Source organism: Streptomyces sp. NPDC052079 (assembly GCF_040680275.1).
GTDB lineage: Bacteria > Actinomycetota > Actinomycetes > Streptomycetales > Streptomycetaceae > Streptomyces.
Genome location: NZ_JBFAWL010000025.1, coordinates 40,565 through 60,110, shown reverse-complemented (window position 1 = coordinate 60,110; position 19,546 = coordinate 40,565). Strand labels below are relative to the sequence as shown.

Genomic DNA, 19,546 nt, shown 5'->3' with positions numbered 1-19,546 from the left:
CCGGGGCACGCACTCCCCGTTGTTCAGCGATGGCTTGTTGGCCGCGCCGCTCAGTTGTACGCGGCGAACGCCTTCGAGAAGGCGAACTTCCCCTGAAGAATCGAGCTGCACGTAGCGTCGGCGGCCGGCCTGGCACCCCCAGCACACTGCTGGTCCCGCGTGCCCGACCACATGGACAGCCACCCCAGCCCCTTGGACTTGGCAAAGTTCACCAACTGGGTAGCGTCCTCAACCTTGAAGATCTCGGTGACCACGTCATTGACCCCGATCATCGGGGTGACGGCAACCGTCTTCCAGGCCTGACTGTCGCTCAGCCCAAGCACGCCCTTGATCTGGGCCTGCGTAGCGGTCGCGGCCTGCTCGGCATAGGTACCCATGTCATCGCTGTAGGCGGGCCCGTAGTCCATGGCCATGATGTTGACCGCGTCGATCCGCACGCCGTTCTTCTTCGCGTCCGCGAGAAGGCTGACCCCGTCCTGGGTCAGACCTTCCGGCATCACCGGAAGGGTGAAGGAGACATCCAGGTCCGGGTGAGCCTTCTGCAGCTTGGCGATCGCCTGGGCCCGCCGGGTGTTGGCCGCTGCGTTAGGCAGCGCACCGCCCTCGACATCGAAGTCGACCTTGGTGAGCTTGTACGTGTCGACGACCTTGGTGTAGGCGGCCGCGAGCGCATCGACCGAGTCGCACGTGGTGCCCAGCTCCGAGCCGGCCGCACCGCCGAAGGAGACGCGGACGTCGCCGCCCTTGGCGCGCAGCGCGCCGATCTGTCCGGCCACGGCGTTGCCACCGAGGTCGCTGACGCCGCCCCACTTGGGGGTGCAGCCGCCGCCGTCGGTGATGAAGGCGAGGTTGTAGTTCGTCACGCCGGTCGCCTCGGCACTCGCCACCAGGTCGAAGGCGGGGAAGAGGGAGGTATCGACATACGGCGCGAACCCGGCGTTGGTACGAGTGCCGGTGCCGGTCTCGGCGGTCGGCGCCTCGGTCCGGGTCGGCTCCTCGGTGGGCGTCGGCTGGCTGGTAGCTGTGGGCGCATCAGTGGGACGCCCACTGGGCTCCGGCGTAGCCGCACTGTCCGTCCCGCACGCGGCCCCGTCGACCAAACACCCACTCGGTTCACCCGTGCCCTTCGCGACGAAGCCAACGGTGACGGACTCACCGGCCGCCAGCCCGTCGGTGTCCCACTTGGCGGGCCGCACGGTGACATGCCGCCCGCTCACACTGGACTCCGCGTTCCACAGCGAGCCGAGTTCAGTCCCGGCAGGCAGGTCGAACTCCAGTTTCCAGTCCTGATCCCGCTCGCCGCTGTTGTTCGTCACCACGTACTGGGCGGAGTAGCCGGTCGACCACTCGCTGGTCTTCGTGTACGCCGCGCCGACGCCGGCCGCCTGGGCGGTGCTGGTGAACAGGAACGCGCCGCCGCCCGCCACGGCCGTCGCGACCACCGCGCCGATCGCCTTGTTCCTGCCGCTGATCCTGCGCCGGTGGGTGCTCATCGCGTGCCTGCCTTCGTTGCCGTTCGTGGGGTGTGCGGCAGCACGCTAGCGATCCGGATTCGGACAAAGTTCCGTTTCCGGAAGGCGGTCGGTGATCTTAGGGCGCGCTTAAGGAAGGGATCGGGACCGTTTAAAGGACGCGCCCTTGCCGCCCGGTCTGCGCCGTCGTACGGCCCCGCGGTGCCCGCGTCCGCGGGGTGCGCGCTCGCGTCCGTCGAGCTGGATCCAGATCCGCACCTCCGTTCCGCCGAGCACCGACGGTCCGATCCGTACGTCCCCTCCGGTGCCCTCCGCGAGTCGGCGCACGATGTCCAGGCCGAGCCCGGTGGAGCCGTCGCTGCCGGAGCCCCGGCCGCGGGCCATCGCCGCCTCGGGGTCGGCTATGCCGGGGCCCGCGTCGGAGACGAGCACGATCACCGCGTCCTCGCCGTTGTGCACGTCGACCGCGAACGCGGTGCCCTCGGCGGTGTGCCGGAAGACGTTGCCGAGCAGCGCGTCGAGGGCGGCGGCCAGATCGGCGCGGGCCACGGGTATGCGCACCGGCCGGTCCGCGCCGGCCATCCGCCATTTGCGGCCCTCGTCCTCGGCGAGCGCCGACCAGAACGCCATGCGTTCCCGCACCACTTCGGCCGCGTCGCAGCCGGCGCCGGGACCGGCGGCGGCCGTCTGCGGCTTGGCGTCCCGGGCGGTGCGGATGATGGTGTCCACCTCGCGCTCCAGTTGCTCGACCGCCGCCCGGGTCTGCTCGGCCGCCGGACCGTCGCCGAGGGAGGCGGCGTTGAGCCGCAGCACGGTCAGCGGCGTACGCAGCCGGTGGGACAGGTCGGCGGCCAGCTCCCGCTCGTTGGCCAGGAGTTGCACCACCTGATCCGCCATGGAGTTGAACGCCACGGCCGCCAGCCGCAGTTCGGTCGGCCCTTCCTCCCGGACCCGGGCGCCGAGCTTGCCCTCCCCGAGCTCATGCGCCCCTTCGACCAGCCGCTGCGCGGGGCGCACCATCCGTACCCCCAGCCGGTCGGCGACCGCGACCGAGCCGAAAATCAGCGCCACGCCGACCCCGGCGAGCACCGCCCAGGCCGTGCCGACGCCGTTGGTGACCTCGGACTCGGGGACGAACACCTCCACCACGGCGATCTCGCCGGTGCTCAGCGCCACCGGCTGGAGCAGCGTCGAACCGCCGGACACGGGGGAGGTGGAGGCGCGCCCCAGTTTCCGCACCGCCGCGATGTCCTCCTCGGAGGCCCGCCGCTCGCCGAGGTCGAGGGCCTCGCTGCCCTCGCTCGCCGGGATGTGCACGGCCATCGCGGCGTCGGAACCGGCGGATGCGACGACGCGTTCGAGCTGGTCGCGGTCGGTGGTGATGGACAGGGCGGGGGCGACGGCGGCCGCCTCGCGCTCGGCGCTGGAGAAGGCGCGGTCGCGGGCCATCTCCCGGATGACCAGACCGAGCGGCACCGCGAAGGCGACGACGACCATCGTGGTCACCGCCAGCGACACCTTCACGAGGGCCCACCTCATCGCGGCGGCTCCGCTCCGGGCAGGTGCGCGGCGGGCGGCTCCAGTTTCACGCCGACGCCCCGCAGGGTGTGCAGATACCGCGGCCGGGCGGCCGTCTCCCCCAGCTTCCGGCGCAGCCAGGACAGATGGACGTCGATGGTCTGGTCGTCGCCGTAGGACTGCTGCCACACCTCGGCGAGCAGTTCCTTGCGGGGGACGACCACGCCGGGCCGCCCGGCGAGGAAGGCGAGCAGATCGAACTCGCGCCGCGTCAGATCGAGCCGTACGCCGTCCAGTTCGGCCTGGCGGCGCAGCGGATCGACGGTGAGCCCGCCGACCCTGATCACGGGCGAGGGCGCGGCCTCGCCGCCGCCGGAGCGGGCCCGGCGCAGCACGGCCGCCATCCGGGCCGACAGGTGCTCCACCGAGAAGGGCTTGGTCAGGTAGTCGTCCGCGCCGGCGTTGAGCAGCCGCACGACCTCCGCCTCATCGTCCCGGGCGGTGGCGACGATCACGGGGACGTCGGTGATGCCGCGCAGCATCTTCAGGGCCTCGGAGCCGTCGAGATCGGGCAGTCCGAGGTCCAGTACGACGACGTCGAAGCGGAAATGAGCGACCTCGCGCAGCGCCTCCAGCGCCGTACCCACGCTGCGCACGGTGTGCGAGGCGTCGGTCAACTGCCGGATCAGCGCCGAGCGTACGAACTGGTCGTCCTCGACCACGAGAACACTTGCCATGGGCGGCACCGTACGCCATGCCGACAGGCCTCGCCGGGGCCTGTGGACAACTCCGAATACCTCCGCGGGCGCGACACCGGTGGGGCGCGTGGGGCACTATGGGCCGACGATGCGCAGAGGATTCGTACACGTACTGGCCTGGCTGCTCGCCACGGGCGCGGCGGTCACGCTGTCGTGGTGGGGCGTCAGCACCGTGATGGAGGGCACCGCGTACGACCCGCCCCGGGCCCTGCCGATCGCGGCGGCGGAGGAACAGTCGCAGGCGCGGGCGTCGTCGACGCAGCGGCCGTCCGCGAGGCCCTCGAAGGACGCCGAGAAGTCGCGGAAGCCGTCGGACGGGCGCGACAACACGACCCGGAAACCGGATCCGAAGCCGTCCCGCAGCAGTTCGCCCCCGGCGTCCCCCGCCTCTTCCCCTCCTGCCGCCTCGGGCGAGGTGAAGGCCTATGACACCAAGGGCGGCCGGGCGGTCTTCGACCTCGGCGATGCGTCCGCCTCGCTGGTGTCGGCGACCCCGGGGGCCGGCTGGTCCATGCAGGTGTGGAAGACGGAGTCGTGGATCCGGGTCGAGTTCACCTCGGGCGCGGACCGGGTGTCGGTGTTCTGCACCTGGCACGACGGCCCGCCAAGGGTGGAGACCGGCACGTACTGAGCGGCAGCCGTCGCCGGGTTCAGCGGTAATCAGTGGAAGAGGGACTCGGGCGGCGCCGGTGAGGCGACCGCGGCGAGGTCCGTGACGGGGGCGGCCCCGCCGGTGAAGTCGAGGAGGTCCCTGCCGTGCTGGACCCGGCCCGGGTGCGGGTCGGAGGCGGCCCGCCGGGTCAGCTCGGCGATCGGCAGGGGCGCGTCGGAGGCGACCAGGACCGCGTTGCCGAAGCGTTTGCCGCGCAGCACCGCGGGATCGGCGATCAGCGCGAGTTCGGCGAACCGGGCGGCGGCGGTGGCGATCTGACCGCGCAGATGCGCGAGCGGCGGCCCGTCGGCGAGGTTGGCGGCGTAGACCCCGCCGGGGGCGAGGGCCCTGCGGACGTCGTCGAGGAACTCGGTCGAGGTCAGATGGGCCGGGGTGCGGCCCCCGCTGAAGACATCGGCGACGACGAGACCGGCCCAGCCGTCCGGCACCTTGGCGAGCCCTTCCCGGGCGTCCACGGAACGCACCCGGATCCGGGCCCTGGTGTCCAGGGGCAGCTCCCGCCGGACCAGTTGCACCAGGGCCGCGTCCCGTTCGACGACCTGCTGGGTGGAGCGGGGGCGGGTGGCCGCGACGTACCGGGCCAGGGTGAAGGCACCCCCGCCGAGGTGCACGGCCCGCAGGGGCTTGCCGGGCGGGGCGGCAAGATCGACGACATGCCCGAACCGGCGCTGGTACTCGAAGGACAGGTACGTCGGGTCGTCCAGGTCGACGTGCGACTGCGGGGCCCCGTCAATCAGCAGCGTCCACGCCCGCGCACGATCCCGGTCGGGAACAAGCCGGGCAAGCCCACCGTCGACGTCCTCGGCGACGCCTTCCACGCCGCCGCTCCGTCCACGTCCACCGCTCCTGCCCCTGCCCATACCGCCATTGTCCCAGGCACGGCCGGGCCGACCGCTCCCCGGCCCTTCCGGGGTTTCGGAGCCCGCGCAGAAGTGGCGGGCGGCGCGGAAGAACCCACGCGGGGGTGGCAGGCGGTGTGAAGCCTGCGCAGGACTGGCACGCGGCGCGGAACCCGCGTGGTACTGGCACGCGGCACGAAGCTCGCGCAGGACTCGCACACGGCGCGGAACCCGAACAGGAGTGGCGGGCGATGCGAAGCCCGCGCAGGACGGGCAGGCGGCGCGAAGCCCGCGCGGGATTCGCACGCCGCGCGGACCCCGCGCAAGAGTGGCGGGCCCGCGCGGGGGTCAGCTGCAGCCGTCCGCCGCCTCGATCAACCGCTGGGCCTCGCCGAGTGCCTCGCGCAGGACGGCGGGGTCCGTTGCCAGATCTGCCTCTCCGGGCGGCAGCAGCCAGTCCGAGCCCTCCACCGGCGGCTCGGGGGTCAGCCGCAGTCCGCGGCCGTCGGTCTCCATGCAGATGCTGCCCGGTACATCCCAGGCGGCGGCCGTCCCCCGCGGCACCACGAAGCCGAGCGTGGCGCCGCCGTCGTCGTGCAGCACCGGGCCCACCGCGTCGCCGGCTCCGCGCCGCAGGATGTCGACCGCCTCCAGGCCCTGCCGCGCGGGCACCGTGACCACGTCACAGTCCGTACACGGCACTTCTTCCGTACACGGCAGTTCTAATGGATCGTCGTTCCGGCTGGTCGTCATCATCCCGGCCTCCACCACACGAGTCCCTGTTGAAACGAGCGGGTCGGGAGACGGGCGGGCTCCCGGTCCGCAGAGTTCAACGAGCCGGGCTGTCAACGGCTACGGCGGAAGTACGCCGTAAAGGATGGCACTTCATGGCAGATCACGTATGACATATCCGGTTTGTAGCCAAACTGCGCGTGGTGACTCCGTCACAGCAGGTACGTTCATGCCCGCCGGAAACAGGGCGGCACAGGGACAACTCGCCCCGTTCCGGCATGGTTCGACGGTTCGCAGAGAGGACCCGGCCATGGCGTCGTCAACGGTGCCCTCGTCCACGCCCCCTCGGCCACCGCGGCCGAATCTCGTCTTCCGGCAACTGCGCGGAGCGCGCTCACCGGCCGAGTTCGCCGCGGCGGTACGGCGGGCCGCCCGCGAGATCGGTGAGCGGGTCAGTTGTGACGCGCGGTATGTGCACCGGGTGGAAGCGGGCGAGATCCGCTGCCCCAACTACGCCTATGAACGGGTGTTCCTGCATATGTTTCCCGGCCGCACGCTGACCGACCTGGGCTTCGCGCCCCGCTCGTCGGTCCGCGGGCGCCGGGCACGGGCCGCGGGGGACGCACCACCGGCCCGAACCGGCAACCCGGCGAACGCCACGAGTGAGAACAGCGGGGCGGATGAGCCGTATGAGACGCAGGACAGGTACGACCCTTACGACCCGCACGACCACGAGGAGAGCGACGTGCTGCGTCGCGCATTCATGACCGGCGGGGGCGCCACGGTGGCCGCCGCCTCACTGAGCCCCTACGGGTTCGCCTCCGACGCCTCGGCGGCGCAGCGCGCCGTGCGCCGCGCGGGGGCGAGTGACGCGGGCGCCCTGGAGGAGGCCGTCCGCCGGATCCGGCTGCTGGACGACCGGCACGGGGCGGACGGGCTCTACCGCCGCGCGGCAGCGCCCCTGCGTGCCGCGTACGCGCTGCTGGACGCGGGGACGACCCGGCAACGGACCGCGGACCGGCTGTACTCGGGCGCCGGGGAACTGGCCATCTCGGTGGGCTGGCTGGCGCACGACTCGGGCCGTTTCGACGACGCGCGCTCGCACTACGCGGAGGCACTGGCGACCGCGCGGGTGACCGGGGATCCGGGGCTGGAGGCGCACGCCTTCTGCAATACGGCGTTCCTCGCGCGGGACGCGGGCAGGCCCCGGGAGGCGGTGCGGGCGGCGCAGGCGGCGCAGCGGGTGGCGCGGCCGCTGGGCTCACTCCGGCTGATGTCGCTGCTGGCACTGCGCGAGGCGGGCGGCTGGGCGGGGCTGGCCGACCGCGCGGGGTGCGAGCAGGCGCTGGCCCGCGCGGGGGCGTACTTCGAGCGCGGGCCCTCGGAGGCGGACCCCGAGTGGATGAGCTTCTACGGGGAGGCGGAGCTGGAGGGCCTGGAGGCCCAGTGCTGGTCGACACTGGGCGACTGGCCGCGGGCGGCGCGGCACGCGCGGCGCGCGGCGGAACTGCAGGATCCGCACTTCACGCGCAACATCGCGCTGTATACGGCGGAGCTGGCCGACGACCTGGCCCGCGGCGGCCGCCCGGACGAGGCGGCCGCGGCCGGCATGCGCGTGCTCGACCTGCTGAACGAGGTCCAGTCCTCCCGGGTCCGCACGATGCTGGCCGGCACATCCCGCGTCCTCCTCCCCCACCGCCGAGCCTCAGACGTCTCAGCCTTCCTGGACCGCCACGCATCACTGCCGCGAGCGGTCTGAGCGTAACTGCGGGCAGTCGTGCCTCCCCCAGTGCCTTAAAGGCCTGGGAGGTACCCCCAGGGCGGCACGGGTGGGCGATGGGGGTCCCCCCGCTCGAGCGAAGCCGAGAGTGGGGGAGGCACCCCGCAAACGCAGGGCTGCGCACTACCGGCACCCGGTGAACACCGGCCCGGCGTCACACAGCCAAGTGCCCCTGCTCATTCCAAGACTCGATCGCCGGCTCACCGTAGGCCCACCCCAGCACAGACAGCGACGTCGGGTTCCTTGTCGTGGGCAACCCGGTGGGAGATCTTTGCGTCTATCCGGGCCGAGGGCGTCTCACGGGGGACGCGCACACACCGTAGAGTGACTGGCCGCCGACAAGCGGCGCGCGAGGACGAAGGGGGAGCGATCGGATGCCGCACACCGAGACACCGGGCACCGAGGCGGTCCCGGCGACCCGGCTGCGCTGGTGGCGGGAGCTGCCGCTCATCCTCCTGGTGTACGCCTGCTACTCGGCGGGGCGGCTGGTCGTCCGGGGTGACGTCGCCGACGCCGTCGACCACGGCCTGGCGATTCTGCGCATAGAGAAGGCGCTGTTCCTCAACGCCGAGCACCCGCTGAACCGTCTCTTCACCGGGGAACCGTGGATAGGCATACCCGCCGACTTCTGGTACGCGTCGCTGCACTACCTGGTGACCCCGGCGATCCTCGTCTGGCTGTTCCGGTCCCGCGCGGTGCGCTACCGCGCGGAGCGCACCTGGCTGATGGCGTCGACGTTCATCGGCCTGATCGGTTTCACCCTGCTGCCCACCTGCCCGCCCCGGCTGCTCGACGCGAGCCACGGTTTCGTGGACACGATGGCGTACTACAGCGCGTGGGGCTGGTGGGGCGGCGAGGCCAGCGCCCCGCGCGGGCTCGGCGGCATGACCAACCAGTACGCGGCGATGCCGAGTCTGCATGTGGGCTGGGCGCTGTGGTGCGGCGTCATGCTGTGGAAGTACGGCCGCACGCGCTGGACGAAGACGGCCGCGGTCGTCTACCCGCTGGTGACCACGCTCGTGGTGATGGGCACCGCCAACCACTACTTCCTCGACGCGGCCGCGGGCGCCGCCGTCATGGGTGCGGGCCTGCTGCTGGCCCCCCATGTGATGCGGTACGCCGACCTGGCGAAGGCCCGGTTCCTGCCCCGCCCCGCCCCCGTCGCATCGGACGCGTCCGACACGCGTTCCCCGATTGTCAGTGCCGGATGCCAGACTTCCGCGGGTGAGCGAATTCCACGGCAGCGGCATCCCGAGTCGCGGTACGGACCAGAAGCCGAACCGGGTGCCTCCCCCTCGGAGGCGGGAGAAAGCGCTCCGGCACCGGCTCGCTGAGCTGCGCGGCCCGGAGATCCCGGCCAAGGCGCTGGACGCGCGCGCCCTGGCCGCCCTCGCCGCCAACCCGGGCTGCAGACGGCGCGCCATCCTCGACGGCGCCGGGGTGAACAAGGCGGCGCTGGCGAGCGCGCTGGGCTCCCCGTCGGTCTTCGGCCAGTCGCAGTTCGCGTTCGTCCGGGGCAACGCGTTCGAGGCGAAGGTCAAGGCCGACGGCGGTACGGAGCTGCTGCGCCTCGCCCACGAGAAGCTGGACCGCGCGGCCGAACCGCCCGCCGGCGCGCTCGTGCCCGATCTGACCGCACAGGGCCCCCAGGGCCGCACCGCCCGTACGGAGCTGGCGCTGCGCGAGGCCGCCGAGGCGCCCGGCACCTGGACGCTGCTCGACCACCCGATGCTCGCCCTGGACGTCGCGGGCTCCCCCGCCTTCCTGGAGCCGGACGCGGTGGTGGTGCACCCGGACGGCAGCTGGACCGTCGTGGAGATCAAGTCCTTCCCGATGCTGGACGGCGCCGCGGACCCGGCGAAGGTCGGCGCGGCGGCGCGCCAGGCGGCGGTGTACGTCCTGGCCCTGGAACAGGTCGCCGCCCGGCTCGACCCGGCCCCGCGCGTGCGCCACCGCGTCCTGCTCGTATGCCCCAAGGACTTCTCCAACCTGCCGACCGCGTCCGCCGTGGACGTGCGCAAGCAGCGCGCGGTGACCGCCCGGCAGCTGACGCGGCTCACCCGTATCGAGGAGATCGCCGACGCGCTCCCCGAGGGCACGTGCTTCTCGCCGGAGCTGCCCGCCGAACGGCTGACGGAGGCCGTCGAGTCGGTCCCCGCGACGTATGCGCCCGAATGCCTGTCCGCGTGCGAGCTGGCCTTCCACTGCCGGGACCGCTCCCGCGCGGCCGGCGCGGTGACCTCTCTGGGCCGTCCGGTGCGGGCGGAGCTGGGCGGTCTGACGACGGTCGAGGACGTGCTGGCGGCGGCGCGCGGGGAAGCCGGTGACCCGGACGACCCGGCGGTTGCGGCACTGCGCAGGGCGGCGGCCCTGCGCGCGGAGGCACTGGCCACGACCACTGCACGGGAGGTGGCCCCTTGTCCCTGATCGCCACCCTCGCCCGCCTCGAGGCCGTCAGCACCGGCCGAGCCCAGCCCGCCGCCACCGTCCGGCACCGGCACCTCTCCGACCGCCCTCTCGTCTTCGTCCCGCTCATCACCGCCGGTGAGGCGGGCGCCCCGCTCGGCGCACTGGTGGGCACGGACCGGGACGCCCCCCGCCTCCTGGTCGTCCCGCAGCCGCGCGACCGCGAGCTGCGGTTCGCGTTCCTGGCCGAGCTGGCCGACGTGGTGCTGCCGTACGTCGACGGCTTCTCGGACGCCGTGGAGGCCGCCGAGCGCTCCGAGACCGACCCGGAGACCGGCAAGCGGGTCAAGGTCGAGGTCGAGCTGTGCGCGGACGCGCCGCAGCTGATCGTGCCGAGCCGGGCCGGCATCGACCTCGTACGGCTGCTCGGACGCTCGATACGCTTCCGGCGCACGGCGGAGCAGGACCCGGAGGCTCCCTTCCCGGCCCCGCCCCGGGTGCCGCTGCTCGGCCGGTGGCTGACGCACTTCGGCGAGCGGGCCCGCGTCCCGGGCTCCTCCCTCCTCCTCGCCATGACGGACGTCCTGGGCCGGCACTGGGCGACGGGCCAGTCCACGCTGGAGGACCAGCACTTGGGCGCGCTGCTCGCGTGGATCGCCCCGCCCGAGGGCCGCTCGGGCGCCGAGGCCGCGCAGGAGGCGGAGCTCGCGCGGGACGCGGACGGCCAGCTGTTGTGCCCGCCCGCGGGCCCGGCGACCGACCCGGCCTTCGACAACAAGCTCCTCGCCCCGGCCATCGAGCGCTACGACCGCGCTCGTACGGCGCTGGCGGCGGCGGAGGACGGCCTGGAGGCCGACGACCGCCTGGCCTCCCTGACGAGAGCCGAACGAGAAATCCGCGCGCTGGTGGAAAGCCGCACCCTGCCCACATGGAAGGCGGTGTGGCAAGGCCTCGACCTCCTCCGGCAACTCCCCGAGGGCGCGCGCGTCGAGGAACGCTGGACACGCGACCGCTGGTCCTTCACCGGCCACCGCGACCGTGTCGTGTCCGGCGAACCGCCCCAGCCCCGCCGCGACGACGCGGTCACCGCCGCGAACAAGCTCGCCGCGCGCGAGCGCGAACAGTCCCGTCTGGAAGCACAGGAAGCCCTCGACGACCCGCTGGTGATGGCGGCGCGGCGGCTGTCCGGGGAGGCGTTCGCGGGCGAGGTGGTCGACGTGGTGATGGCGTACAGCGAGAGCAAGCGCCCGAGCCCGCGCCCGCTGGTCACGGTCCGCACGGACGACAGCCCCTATCTCGGCGAGCGCGTGAAGGCATACCGCTCACTGGCCGGAAAGCCGCAGACGGCGGAGTTCGTCGGATACGCCGACGGGCCGGAGGGCGGTCTGCTGATCCTGCGCGTGATGGACAAGATGGGCCGTGGCAAGGAACCGGAAGAGGGATCGGTCCCCGAGAAGGGCGACCACGTCTGCTTCACCCTCTTCGAGCACGAGCCGCGCGGTGGAGCGAAACTCCCCGACCCGGAGGAGACCCCGTGGACCCACGGCGGTCCGCCCGGCGAGGAGGCCGTACCGGAGCCCGCCGACCAGGTGACCGAGGAGGACATCCTGTGACCGCCCCTGCCCAGGAGACGGCGCTGCACCCGGGAGCTGCGGCCGGCCGCGCCACCGACGCGATCCTCCACGACACGTTGCACGGCACCGCGCGCGGTGTCGTCGTCGACTCCCCGCCCGGCGCCGGCAAGTCCACCCTCGTCGTACGCGCGGCGCTGGAACTGGCGGAGGCGGGCCGCCCGCTGATGGTGGTGGCGCAGACGAACGCGCAGGTCGACGACCTGATCCTCCGCCTCGCCGAGAAGAACCCCGACCTCCCCGTAGGCCGTCTGCACAGCAGCGACACCGACCCGTACGACAAGGCGCTGGACGCGCTGGAGCACGTCCGGACGTCGGCGAAGGCGGCCGATCTGACCGGACTGCCGGTCGTGATCTCCACGGCGGCGAAGTGGGCGCACGTCAAGGGCGTCGAGCCGTGGGGCCACGCGATCGTGGACGAGGCGTACCAAATGCGCTCGGACTCACTCCTGGCGGTGGCCGGCCTGTTCGAACGGGCACTGTTCGTGGGCGACCCGGGCCAGCTGGACCCGTTCTCCATCGTGGGCGCGGACCAGTGGGCGGGCCTGTCGTACGACCCCTCGGGCTCCGCCGTGACCACCCTCCTCGCCCACAACCCCGACCTCCCCCAGCACCGCCTGCCGGTGTCCTGGCGCCTCCCCGCCTCGGCCGCGCCCCTGGTCTCGGACGCCTTCTACCCGTACACCCCGTTCCGCAGCGGCACGGCCCACGGCGACCGCACCCTCACCCTCTCCGTCCCCTCCGACGGTTCCGGCCCCGACCGGGTGATCGACGAGGCTGCGGAATCCGGCTGGGGCCTGCTGGAACTCCCCGCCCGGCACACCCCGCGCACGGACCCGGAGGCGGTCCGGGCGGTGGCCCTGATCGTCCGCCGCCTCCTGGACCGGGGCGGCGCGGCAACATCGGAACGCTCCCCCGACCCCACCCCCCTGACCGCGGACCGCATCGCCGTAGGCACGGCCCACCGCGACCAAGCGGCGGCGATCCGCGCGGCACTGGCGGACCACGGCGTGACCGACGTGACGGTGGACACGGCCAACCGTCTCCAAGGCCGCGAGTACGACGTCACGGTGGTCCTCCACCCCCTCTCCGGCCGCCCCGACGCCACCGCGTTCCACTTGGAAACCGGCCGCTTGTGCGTCCTGGCCTCCCGCCACCGCCACGCCTGCATCGTCGTCTGCCGCGAGGGAGTAACCGACCTCCTGGACGACTACCCCTCCACCGAACCGGTCCAGCTGGGCACGCTGGTCAAATTCCCAGACGGCTGGGAAGCGAACCACGCGATCCTGGCCCACCTGACCGAGCACCGGGTGCGATGGCGGCCCTGACCCATCATCGAAACAGCGTCAGGAACGCAGCGGGTTCCTTTCGCTGGCGTTCTCGCAGGTCAGCGCCGCTCGGTGAGTCCGCGGAGGTTCGCTGGCGTACGCAGTCGACGGGTCCGGTTGCCGTCAGCGTTGCCGTCAGACAGCAGTGGCGAGATCAGTGGTCGATCTGGACCACGCGGACGGTGCCGAGTGCGCTACTGACGAGGAGGACGGCCATGACGTCGGGGAGGACGAGGAGGCGCATAACACCGTCGTCCTCGCCGAAGGGGGTGGTGGAGGCGTAGGGGTCGCTGCAGGCATCGGCGAGAGCCAGGGCGAGCCGCTCGCGCACGTCATCGGGGAGTGCGTCGAAGGCTGCCTCGATGACGACGTCCATGCGGAGCTTCCAGCTCACGCAGCCCCCTTGTGGCGGGCCTGCTCAGCGATGGCGAGGATCTTGTCGGTGACGTCCCGGTCGCCGGGCACCTCGCGGCCATCCAGCTCAATGGCCTGGATCTTGCGGACGCGTTCGGCCGCGGCAGCGAGCATCTCCGCGCGGACCTGCCAGCGAGCTGCCACGTGGCTGAGTTCGTGGACGGGGGCGCTGTTGATCTCGGAGATGAACTGCCGACGGAGTTCCGTGCTGCCGAGTGCCTCGCTGATGGTGCTGACGGTCCACGGTTCCTGTGTGCTCACGGCATCCGTCCCCTTCTGGCTACTGACGTCCTCCCGGCCCCTGCCGAGATGCTGCCATGCCAGCGTAGCCGCCGTGTGGTCACCCGTGCGGGCCTTGCGTCAACCTGCTCGGAAGCCACCCGTCCGGGTCGTTTCGGCCCATGTTGTTGCCGTCGCTACTGCCGTCAAGACTGTTGTGCGGGCCGGGCACCTCGTGGCGGCTCGCCGGTCGGCCGCCGGGTGGGCCCTCGGCAAGCGTGCGGCGAGGCTCGGCCAGCCTGCGAGCGCACCGGACAGTCCCGGCCCCTGCCCCGACTCGCCGTCGCCCGCCACGTGCGGCAGATCGTCCGCACCTGCTGGGACCTGGGCCGCCCCCGGGGGAATACGCGCAGGCCGTCCCCCGTTGTGGCAGCGGAGTTCAGCGTCGTACTGGAGCAGGAGGCATCTCACCGTGGCCGCAGACGAGATACGGGGCATCGTGCACGGCACGGCGCCTGTTCCCCTCTCCGTGCTGGATCTGGTGACCGTCGGGGCGGGGATGACCGCGAGTGATGCTCTGCGGACCAGCGTGCGGCTGGCGCGGCTTGCTGAGGCCCGGGGTTTCCATCGGCACTGGGTTGCCGAGCATCACTCCATGCCGGGGGTGGCCTCCTCTTCGCCCGCGGTGATCCTGGCGTATCTGGCCGCGCACACCGAGCGCATCCGGCTCGGCTCGGGCGGGGTGATGCTGCCCAACCACGCGCCGCTGGTCGTCGCGGAGCAGTTCGGCACGCTCGAGGCCATGGCGCCGGGGCGGATCGACCTCGGGCTGGGGCGCGCCCCCGGTACCGACGGTGCCACCGCGGCGGCCCTGCGCCGTGCCGAGCGGCTGAACGAGGGCGCCGACGACTTCCCGCAGCAGCTCGCGGAGCTCACCCGCTTCCTGGACGACGACTTCCCCGACGGGCATCCCTACCGCCGGATCCACGCCGTGCCCGGCCCGGTGCAGGCGACCTCGCCGGGTGGGGTGCAGTCGCCGCACCGCCCGCCCATCTGGCTGCTCGGCTCGTCCGGGTTCAGCGCCCGGCTGGCCGGCATGCTCGGCCTGCCCTTCGCCTTCGCCCACCACTTCTCGGCGCAGAACACGATCCCGGCGCTCGATCTTTACCGCGAGAGCTTCCGTCCCAGCGAGGTCCTCGACGCGCCCTACGCCCTCATCGGCGTCTCGGCGCTCGCGGCGGACGACGAGAAGGAGGCACGCCGGCAGGTGCTGGCCTCGGCGCTGAACATGGTGCGGCTGCGCACCGGCCGCCCGGGACTGGTGCCGACGCCCGAGGAGGCGGAGGCGTACGACTTCAGTCCGATGGAGCGGGAGTTCGTGGACTCGTGGAACGCCAATGTCGTTCATGGGACGCCGGACGAGGTCCGCAACGGACTGGACGAGCTGCAGAAGCGTACGGGCGCCGATGAGCTGATGCTCACCGCCAACGCGCACAGCGGTGACGTACGTCTGCGTTCCTACGAGCTGATCGCCGACGTCTACGGATTGCCCACGCCCGCCTGAACCAGCAGCTCGGAGATGCGGTCCGGGGACACCGGGCGCGAGTACAGCCAGCCCTGACCGGTGTCGCAGCCGATCCGGCGCAGCCGGGTGGCCTGCGCCGAGGTCTCCACGCACTCCGCGGTGACCGTCAGGCCGAGCCGGTGGGCGAGCTGCACCATGGCCTCGACGATGACCTCGTCCGCCGCACTCGCCTTGGCGGCGCGGTCCTCGAGCTGGAAGCCCCGGACGAAGGAGCCGTCCAGCTTCAGCACGGAGACCGGAAGGCGGCTGAGGTAGGCCAGGTTGGAGTAGCCGGTGCCGAAGTCGTCGATGGCGATGCGTACGCCCATGTCGCTGAGCGCCTTCAGGGCCTGGATCGGCCGGCCGGAGGAGCCCATCACCGCCGACTCGGTCAGCTCCAGCTGGAGCAGCTGCGGGGCCAGGCCGGTCTGCTCAAGGGTGTCGGCGACATCCGCGACCAGGTCGGAGTCCCATACCTGACGGACCGCCACGTTCACGCTGACGAAGATCGGCGGACCGTCGGGGTGCTCCACATGCCAGTCCCGTGCCTGCCGGCAGGCGGTGCGCAGCACCCAGCGGCCGAGGGGCACGATCGAGCCGTCCTCCTCCGCCAGTGAGATGAACCGATTCGGCGTCAGGATGCCGAACCGCGGGTGGTGCCAGCGGATCAGCGCCTCCACGCCGTGCACTCGGTCGTCCTCCATGCCCACCAGCGGCTGGTACTCCAGCGCGAACTCCCCGCGGTCGATGGCCGGGCGGAGCGTGGAGGCGAGGGCCTGGCGGGTGACGCGGTGGGCGTTGCGCTCGGGGTCGAACAGCGTCCAGCGGGACTTGCCGTCGGCCTTCGCCCAGTACAGCGTGGTGTCGGCGGCCTGCATCAGCGCGGTGGGCGTGGTGCCGGCGGCATGCCGCTCGACCACCCCGATCGACGCGGAGACCGACAGTCTCCGGCCGGAGAGGTCGAAGGGCGCCTGGATCGCGTCGAGCAGCGATTCGGCGAGGTCGGCGAGCTGTTCGGTGCCGGTGGAGTCCTCGACCAGGAGCGCGAACTCGTCCCCGCCGAGCCGGGCGACCAGCGGGGTGCCGGTCCTGGCCGCGTTCTCGGCGCACTGCCTGAGCCGTTCCGCGACGGCGGCCAGCAGCTGGTCGCCGACGCGGTGGCCGAGGGTGTCGTTGACGGCCTTGAACCCGTCCAGGTCCAGGTAGCACAGACCGATGCGGCCGGTGCCGCTGTCCTCGTACGACTCCGCGTCCAGCGCGGCGGTCAGCCGTTCGAAGAACAGGGTGCGGTTGGGCAGCCGGGTGACCGGATCGTGCATGCGCAGATGCCGCAGGCGCTCCTGGAGTTCCCGGTGGTCGCTGATGTCGGCGACCGACAGCAGCACTCCCCCGTGGTCGGCGGGCAACGGGGCAACCGTGACCCGCACCCACAGCACATGGCCCTCGGGGTGCTTCAGCCGGCGTGTGCAGCGCAGCCTGGCCCGTCGTCCGCGCAGCATCTCCCGGTAGGCGTGCCAGGTGCGGGCGTCGGAGGCCAGGTCCACCAGGTCGGCGGCGACGGCACCGGTCAGGCTGTCCGGGTCGCGGCCCAGCAGCCCGGCGAGGGCGGCGTTGGCGCCGGTCACCGTGCCCTCGCGGTCGACCACCGCCATGGCGAGCGGCGCGGCCGTGAAGACCGAGCGGTAGGAGGGGGGCGACGGGGAGCACAGCACGGGCGGGTCGGTACCGGCAGAGGTGATGATATCACCCTCCGTGACGGTCGGCCGGTCGAGTTCCGTCGCGGGCGCCGGCCCTTCGGACGTTCCGCTCACCACTCGCTCCCGCAGTGCACTCGATCGCTGTCCGCCGCTGTCCGTGCGAGAAAGTCTCTCAGTACCAGGAAAGTGTGCCGATCATAGAGGCCCGCGCCGGGGCCTTCCAGCCACTGTCCGGCCTTCTGGCGGGTAGCGCATCTCTGCCCGATCGTTTCTGCCCGTGCGTGGACGGCTTATGCGGGCCTCCGATCAGTTGTGACGTTCCGTGAGTGCACGGGGTGCCGACTCCGTCCGGAGCCGCCCGGATTCCCTCCGTTCTCACCCGTCCGGTGCAGTTGAACAGGGCGTAGTACGACAGATCACCACAGTCTGGGGTGCGGTGTCCCGCGAACCGTCTCCAGGAGGTCCTCGTGCCGCGTCAGCTCACCCCGAGGGGACTCGGCCGTGAGGCGCTGCGGGACCGGTTGAGCCGTACGGGTGTACGGCCCCGGATGCGGAGCACGGCGGCCATGTGCGCCACCATGTCGGCGCTCGCGGCGACCTCGATGGTGAGCGTCCCCTCCGTCGCCGAGCCGTTCTCCGCGGCCCCGTGCGCCCTCACCCGCACCGACGCCCACCACTCCGAGGGCCTGGACACCTGGAACGCCGCCTACCCCCGCCCCGCCCGCCGGCTGGACGCGGTGATGGTGTTCCTGTCCTTCCCCGACTCCCAGCCGCCCCTGGTCACGCCGGCCGAACTCGCCGCCGACCACTTCCCGGCGACCAGCCGCTTCTTCCGGCAGGCCTCCTACGGCAGGTTCACCCTGCGCCCGCACCCGGTCCGGAAGTGGTTCCGCATGCCGCGCCCCTCCACGGCGTACGCCATACAGCGCGACTGGACCGTCGCCCACCGCGCGGCCTATCTGCGCGACGCGCTCGCCGTGACCGACCGGCACGTCGACTATTCGCGCTACGACGTCGTGTACTTCGTCGCCGACCCGTACGCGCCGGGCGTGGACTCGGACGCCACCAAGGTCGTCAATCTGGACCGGCCCCTGCGCGCCGACGGCACCGACATCCGCCGGGTCGTCACCGTGTTCGAGGACCACCCCCCGGACCGGCTCGTCCTCGCCCACGAGACCGGACACGTCTTCGACCTGCCCGACCTGTACCACCGGCCCGTGGACGGCAAGGGCGACTGGGACACGCACGTCGGCGACTGGGATCTGATGGGCAGCCAGTTCGCGCTCGCGCCGGACCTGTTCGGCTGGCACAAGTGGAAGCTGGGCTGGCTGGAACCCCGGCAGGTGCGGTGCGTACGGAAGGCGGGGCAGGTGCGGCTGACGCTGGAGCCGCTGGGGGCGGGTCCGGGAACGCCGGTGACCGGTGCCGCGGGGTCGCCCTCCTTCGGCCTCGGGCGGGGCACCAAGCTCGCGGTCGTCCGCACCGGCCCCGCCAGCGCGCTCGCCTTCGAGGCGCGCGGGCCGGTCGGCAACGACGCGGCGGCCTGCCGGCAGGGCGTGCTGGTCTACCGGGTGAGCAGCGACAGGCGCTCGGGACGCGGGCCGATCGACGTCATCGACGCCCATCCGCACACCGAGGCGTGCCCGGAGGACTCCGTCTACCCCCCGCTCGCCGACGCGCCGGTCGCCCTCGGCGAGAGCTTCACGGTGCCCGGGGAGGCCGTACGGGTGGAGGTGGAGGGGCGTACGGCGTCGGGGGCCTGGACGGTCAAGATCACGAGGGGGTGACCGGACGCGAAGAAGGCCCCCCGCTCGAGGCGAGGGGCCTTCTTCGTGTCGTGCGCCGCCAGGGACTCGAACCCCGGACCCGCTGATTAAGAGTCAGCTGCTCTAACCAACTGAGCTAGCGGCGCCTGCTGACGTCGTAGACATTAGCATCACGATCCGCGGGAGGAAAAATCGATATCCGCACGGCCGCGCGGGCCGCCCGGACCGCCGCCCAGAGCAGTACCTCCGGGCCCGGCAACCAGGGACGACGGGTGTCCGGGGCGACCAGCCAGCGGGCGGTGGGCAGGGGCTCGCCGGCCCGCCCCGCCGCCCCCGCCGGGACGGTCACCGCGTCCCCGGTGCCGTGGCACAGCAGCGGCGGGACCCCGTCCGTGCGCGCACCGCGCGCGCCCCACTCCTCCCACTCCATCAGCACCGGGAGGCGCTGCGCCGTGCCCGGCGCGGCGAAGAGCAGCGTCCGGCCGCGGAACTCCGCGACCGGGCCCGAGCCGGGGCCCTCCTCCCACATCCGGTCCAGCATCCGGCGCCCGAAGACCGCGGGCGCGCTCACCACGTCGAAGACCACACCGCAGGGCAGCACCACCGGGGCGTACGGCCGCTCCTCCCCGTGCGCGAGCGTGCCGCGCGGATACGTTCCGGCCGAGGCGAGCCAGGCGGCGCCGTCCGGGGTGACATCGCCGGGGTCGGAGGCATTCCGTGTGCTGCTCATGAGGGATACGTCTACCCGC

At 72.6% G+C, this 19,546-nt stretch carries 17 protein-coding genes, 1 tRNA gene and 1 pseudogene; 8 read left to right on the top strand and 11 right to left on the bottom strand.

Annotated features, from left to right (window positions below; translation table 11 throughout):
- Positions 1–50: 50 nt before the first annotated feature.
- The 3 genes from AB0L56_RS27415 to AB0L56_RS27405 form a co-directional block, all read right to left on the bottom strand.
- A complete protein-coding gene (locus tag AB0L56_RS27415; RefSeq protein WP_365427675.1) occupies positions 51–1,493 on the bottom strand; it encodes a cellulose binding domain-containing protein in 1,443 nt (480 codons plus the stop codon).
- 108 nt (positions 1,494–1,601) lie between these two features.
- Positions 1,602–3,011, bottom strand: a complete 1,410-nt coding sequence (locus AB0L56_RS27410) for a HAMP domain-containing sensor histidine kinase (protein WP_365427672.1) — start codon at positions 3,009–3,011, stop codon at positions 1,602–1,604.
- Positions 3,008–3,727: a response regulator transcription factor gene (locus AB0L56_RS27405; RefSeq protein ID WP_361030415.1), complete on the bottom strand. Its 720-nt coding sequence runs from the start codon at positions 3,725–3,727 to the stop codon at positions 3,008–3,010. Before AB0L56_RS27405 ends, AB0L56_RS27410 begins: the two co-directional genes overlap by 4 nt.
- A 109-nt stretch (positions 3,728–3,836) precedes the next feature.
- On the opposite strand from AB0L56_RS27405, the gene AB0L56_RS27400 reads away from it, so the two are divergent.
- On the top strand, positions 3,837–4,379 hold the full coding sequence (locus AB0L56_RS27400; RefSeq protein WP_365427669.1) for a hypothetical protein: 543 nt from the start codon (positions 3,837–3,839) through the stop codon (positions 4,377–4,379).
- A gap of 29 nt (positions 4,380–4,408) precedes the next feature.
- Here AB0L56_RS27400 and AB0L56_RS27395 read toward each other — a convergent pair whose 3' ends face one another.
- On the bottom strand, positions 4,409–5,281 hold the full coding sequence (locus tag AB0L56_RS27395) for a fused MFS/spermidine synthase (protein WP_365427666.1): 873 nt from the start codon (positions 5,279–5,281) through the stop codon (positions 4,409–4,411).
- 327 nt (positions 5,282–5,608) lie between these two features.
- Positions 5,609–6,013, bottom strand: coding sequence for a hypothetical protein (locus AB0L56_RS27390; protein WP_365427740.1), 405 nt, complete (start codon positions 6,011–6,013; stop codon positions 5,609–5,611).
- Positions 6,014–6,302: 289 nt separating this feature from the next.
- Between AB0L56_RS27390 and AB0L56_RS27385 the strand changes: the two genes are divergently transcribed.
- Positions 6,303–7,751, top strand: a complete 1,449-nt coding sequence (locus tag AB0L56_RS27385) for a hypothetical protein (protein WP_361030424.1) — start codon at positions 6,303–6,305, stop codon at positions 7,749–7,751.
- A 175-nt stretch (positions 7,752–7,926) separates the two neighbouring features.
- On the opposite strand, the pseudogene AB0L56_RS27380 reads toward AB0L56_RS27385, so the two are convergent.
- A pseudogene (locus AB0L56_RS27380) lies at positions 7,927–8,013 on the bottom strand (histidine phosphatase family protein); the annotation flags it as partial.
- A gap of 133 nt (positions 8,014–8,146) precedes the next feature.
- On the opposite strand from AB0L56_RS27380, the gene AB0L56_RS27375 reads away from it, so the two are divergent.
- From AB0L56_RS27375 to AB0L56_RS27360, 4 genes are read left to right on the top strand one after another with little or no spacing between them, the layout of a single operon-like run.
- On the top strand, positions 8,147–9,106 hold the full coding sequence (locus AB0L56_RS27375) for a phosphatase PAP2 family protein (protein ID WP_365427662.1): 960 nt from the start codon (positions 8,147–8,149) through the stop codon (positions 9,104–9,106).
- Positions 9,057–10,199: a hypothetical protein gene (locus AB0L56_RS27370; RefSeq protein ID WP_365427737.1), complete on the top strand. Its 1,143-nt coding sequence runs from the start codon at positions 9,057–9,059 to the stop codon at positions 10,197–10,199. The genes AB0L56_RS27375 and AB0L56_RS27370 overlap by 50 nt, the downstream gene beginning before the upstream one ends.
- On the top strand, positions 10,190–11,791 hold the full coding sequence (locus AB0L56_RS27365) for a hypothetical protein (protein WP_365427659.1): 1,602 nt from the start codon (positions 10,190–10,192) through the stop codon (positions 11,789–11,791). Before AB0L56_RS27370 ends, AB0L56_RS27365 begins: the two co-directional genes overlap by 10 nt.
- Complete coding sequence (locus AB0L56_RS27360; RefSeq protein WP_365427656.1) at positions 11,788–13,137, top strand: AAA domain-containing protein; 1,350 nt, start codon at positions 11,788–11,790, stop codon at positions 13,135–13,137. Before AB0L56_RS27365 ends, AB0L56_RS27360 begins: the two co-directional genes overlap by 4 nt.
- A 154-nt stretch (positions 13,138–13,291) precedes the next feature.
- Here AB0L56_RS27360 and AB0L56_RS27355 read toward each other — a convergent pair whose 3' ends face one another.
- Together AB0L56_RS27355 and AB0L56_RS27350 are read right to left on the bottom strand one after the other, a co-directional pair.
- Positions 13,292–13,531 carry a hypothetical protein gene (locus AB0L56_RS27355; RefSeq protein ID WP_365427653.1) on the bottom strand — a complete coding sequence of 80 codons (240 nt, stop codon included), beginning with the start codon at positions 13,529–13,531 and terminating at the stop codon, positions 13,292–13,294.
- Positions 13,528–13,812 (bottom strand): hypothetical protein, encoded by a 285-nt coding sequence (locus tag AB0L56_RS27350; RefSeq protein WP_365427650.1) that lies wholly within the window; start codon positions 13,810–13,812, stop codon positions 13,528–13,530. Before AB0L56_RS27350 ends, AB0L56_RS27355 begins: the two co-directional genes overlap by 4 nt.
- Positions 13,813–14,242: 430 nt before the next feature.
- Between AB0L56_RS27350 and AB0L56_RS27345 the strand changes: the two genes are divergently transcribed.
- Positions 14,243–15,334 (top strand): LLM class flavin-dependent oxidoreductase, encoded by a 1,092-nt coding sequence (locus AB0L56_RS27345; RefSeq protein WP_365427647.1) that lies wholly within the window; start codon positions 14,243–14,245, stop codon positions 15,332–15,334.
- Here AB0L56_RS27345 and AB0L56_RS27340 read toward each other — a convergent pair.
- Complete coding sequence (locus tag AB0L56_RS27340) at positions 15,310–17,145, bottom strand: EAL domain-containing protein (RefSeq protein ID WP_365427644.1); 1,836 nt, start codon at positions 17,143–17,145, stop codon at positions 15,310–15,312. The genes AB0L56_RS27345 and AB0L56_RS27340 overlap by 25 nt on opposite strands.
- A 353-nt stretch (positions 17,146–17,498) precedes the next feature.
- Between AB0L56_RS27340 and AB0L56_RS27335 the strand changes: the two genes are divergently transcribed.
- Positions 17,499–18,818, top strand: coding sequence for a M6 family metalloprotease domain-containing protein (locus tag AB0L56_RS27335; RefSeq protein WP_361030447.1), 1,320 nt, complete (start codon positions 17,499–17,501; stop codon positions 18,816–18,818).
- A 51-nt stretch (positions 18,819–18,869) separates the two neighbouring features.
- Here AB0L56_RS27335 and AB0L56_RS27330 read toward each other — a convergent pair.
- Both AB0L56_RS27330 and AB0L56_RS27325 read right to left on the bottom strand, forming a co-directional pair.
- Positions 18,870–18,943 (bottom strand) — tRNA-Lys (locus tag AB0L56_RS27330).
- A complete protein-coding gene (locus AB0L56_RS27325; RefSeq protein WP_361030450.1) occupies positions 18,934–19,527 on the bottom strand; it encodes a hypothetical protein in 594 nt (197 codons plus the stop codon). Before AB0L56_RS27325 ends, AB0L56_RS27330 begins: the two co-directional genes overlap by 10 nt.
- Positions 19,528–19,546 lie beyond the last annotated feature (19 nt).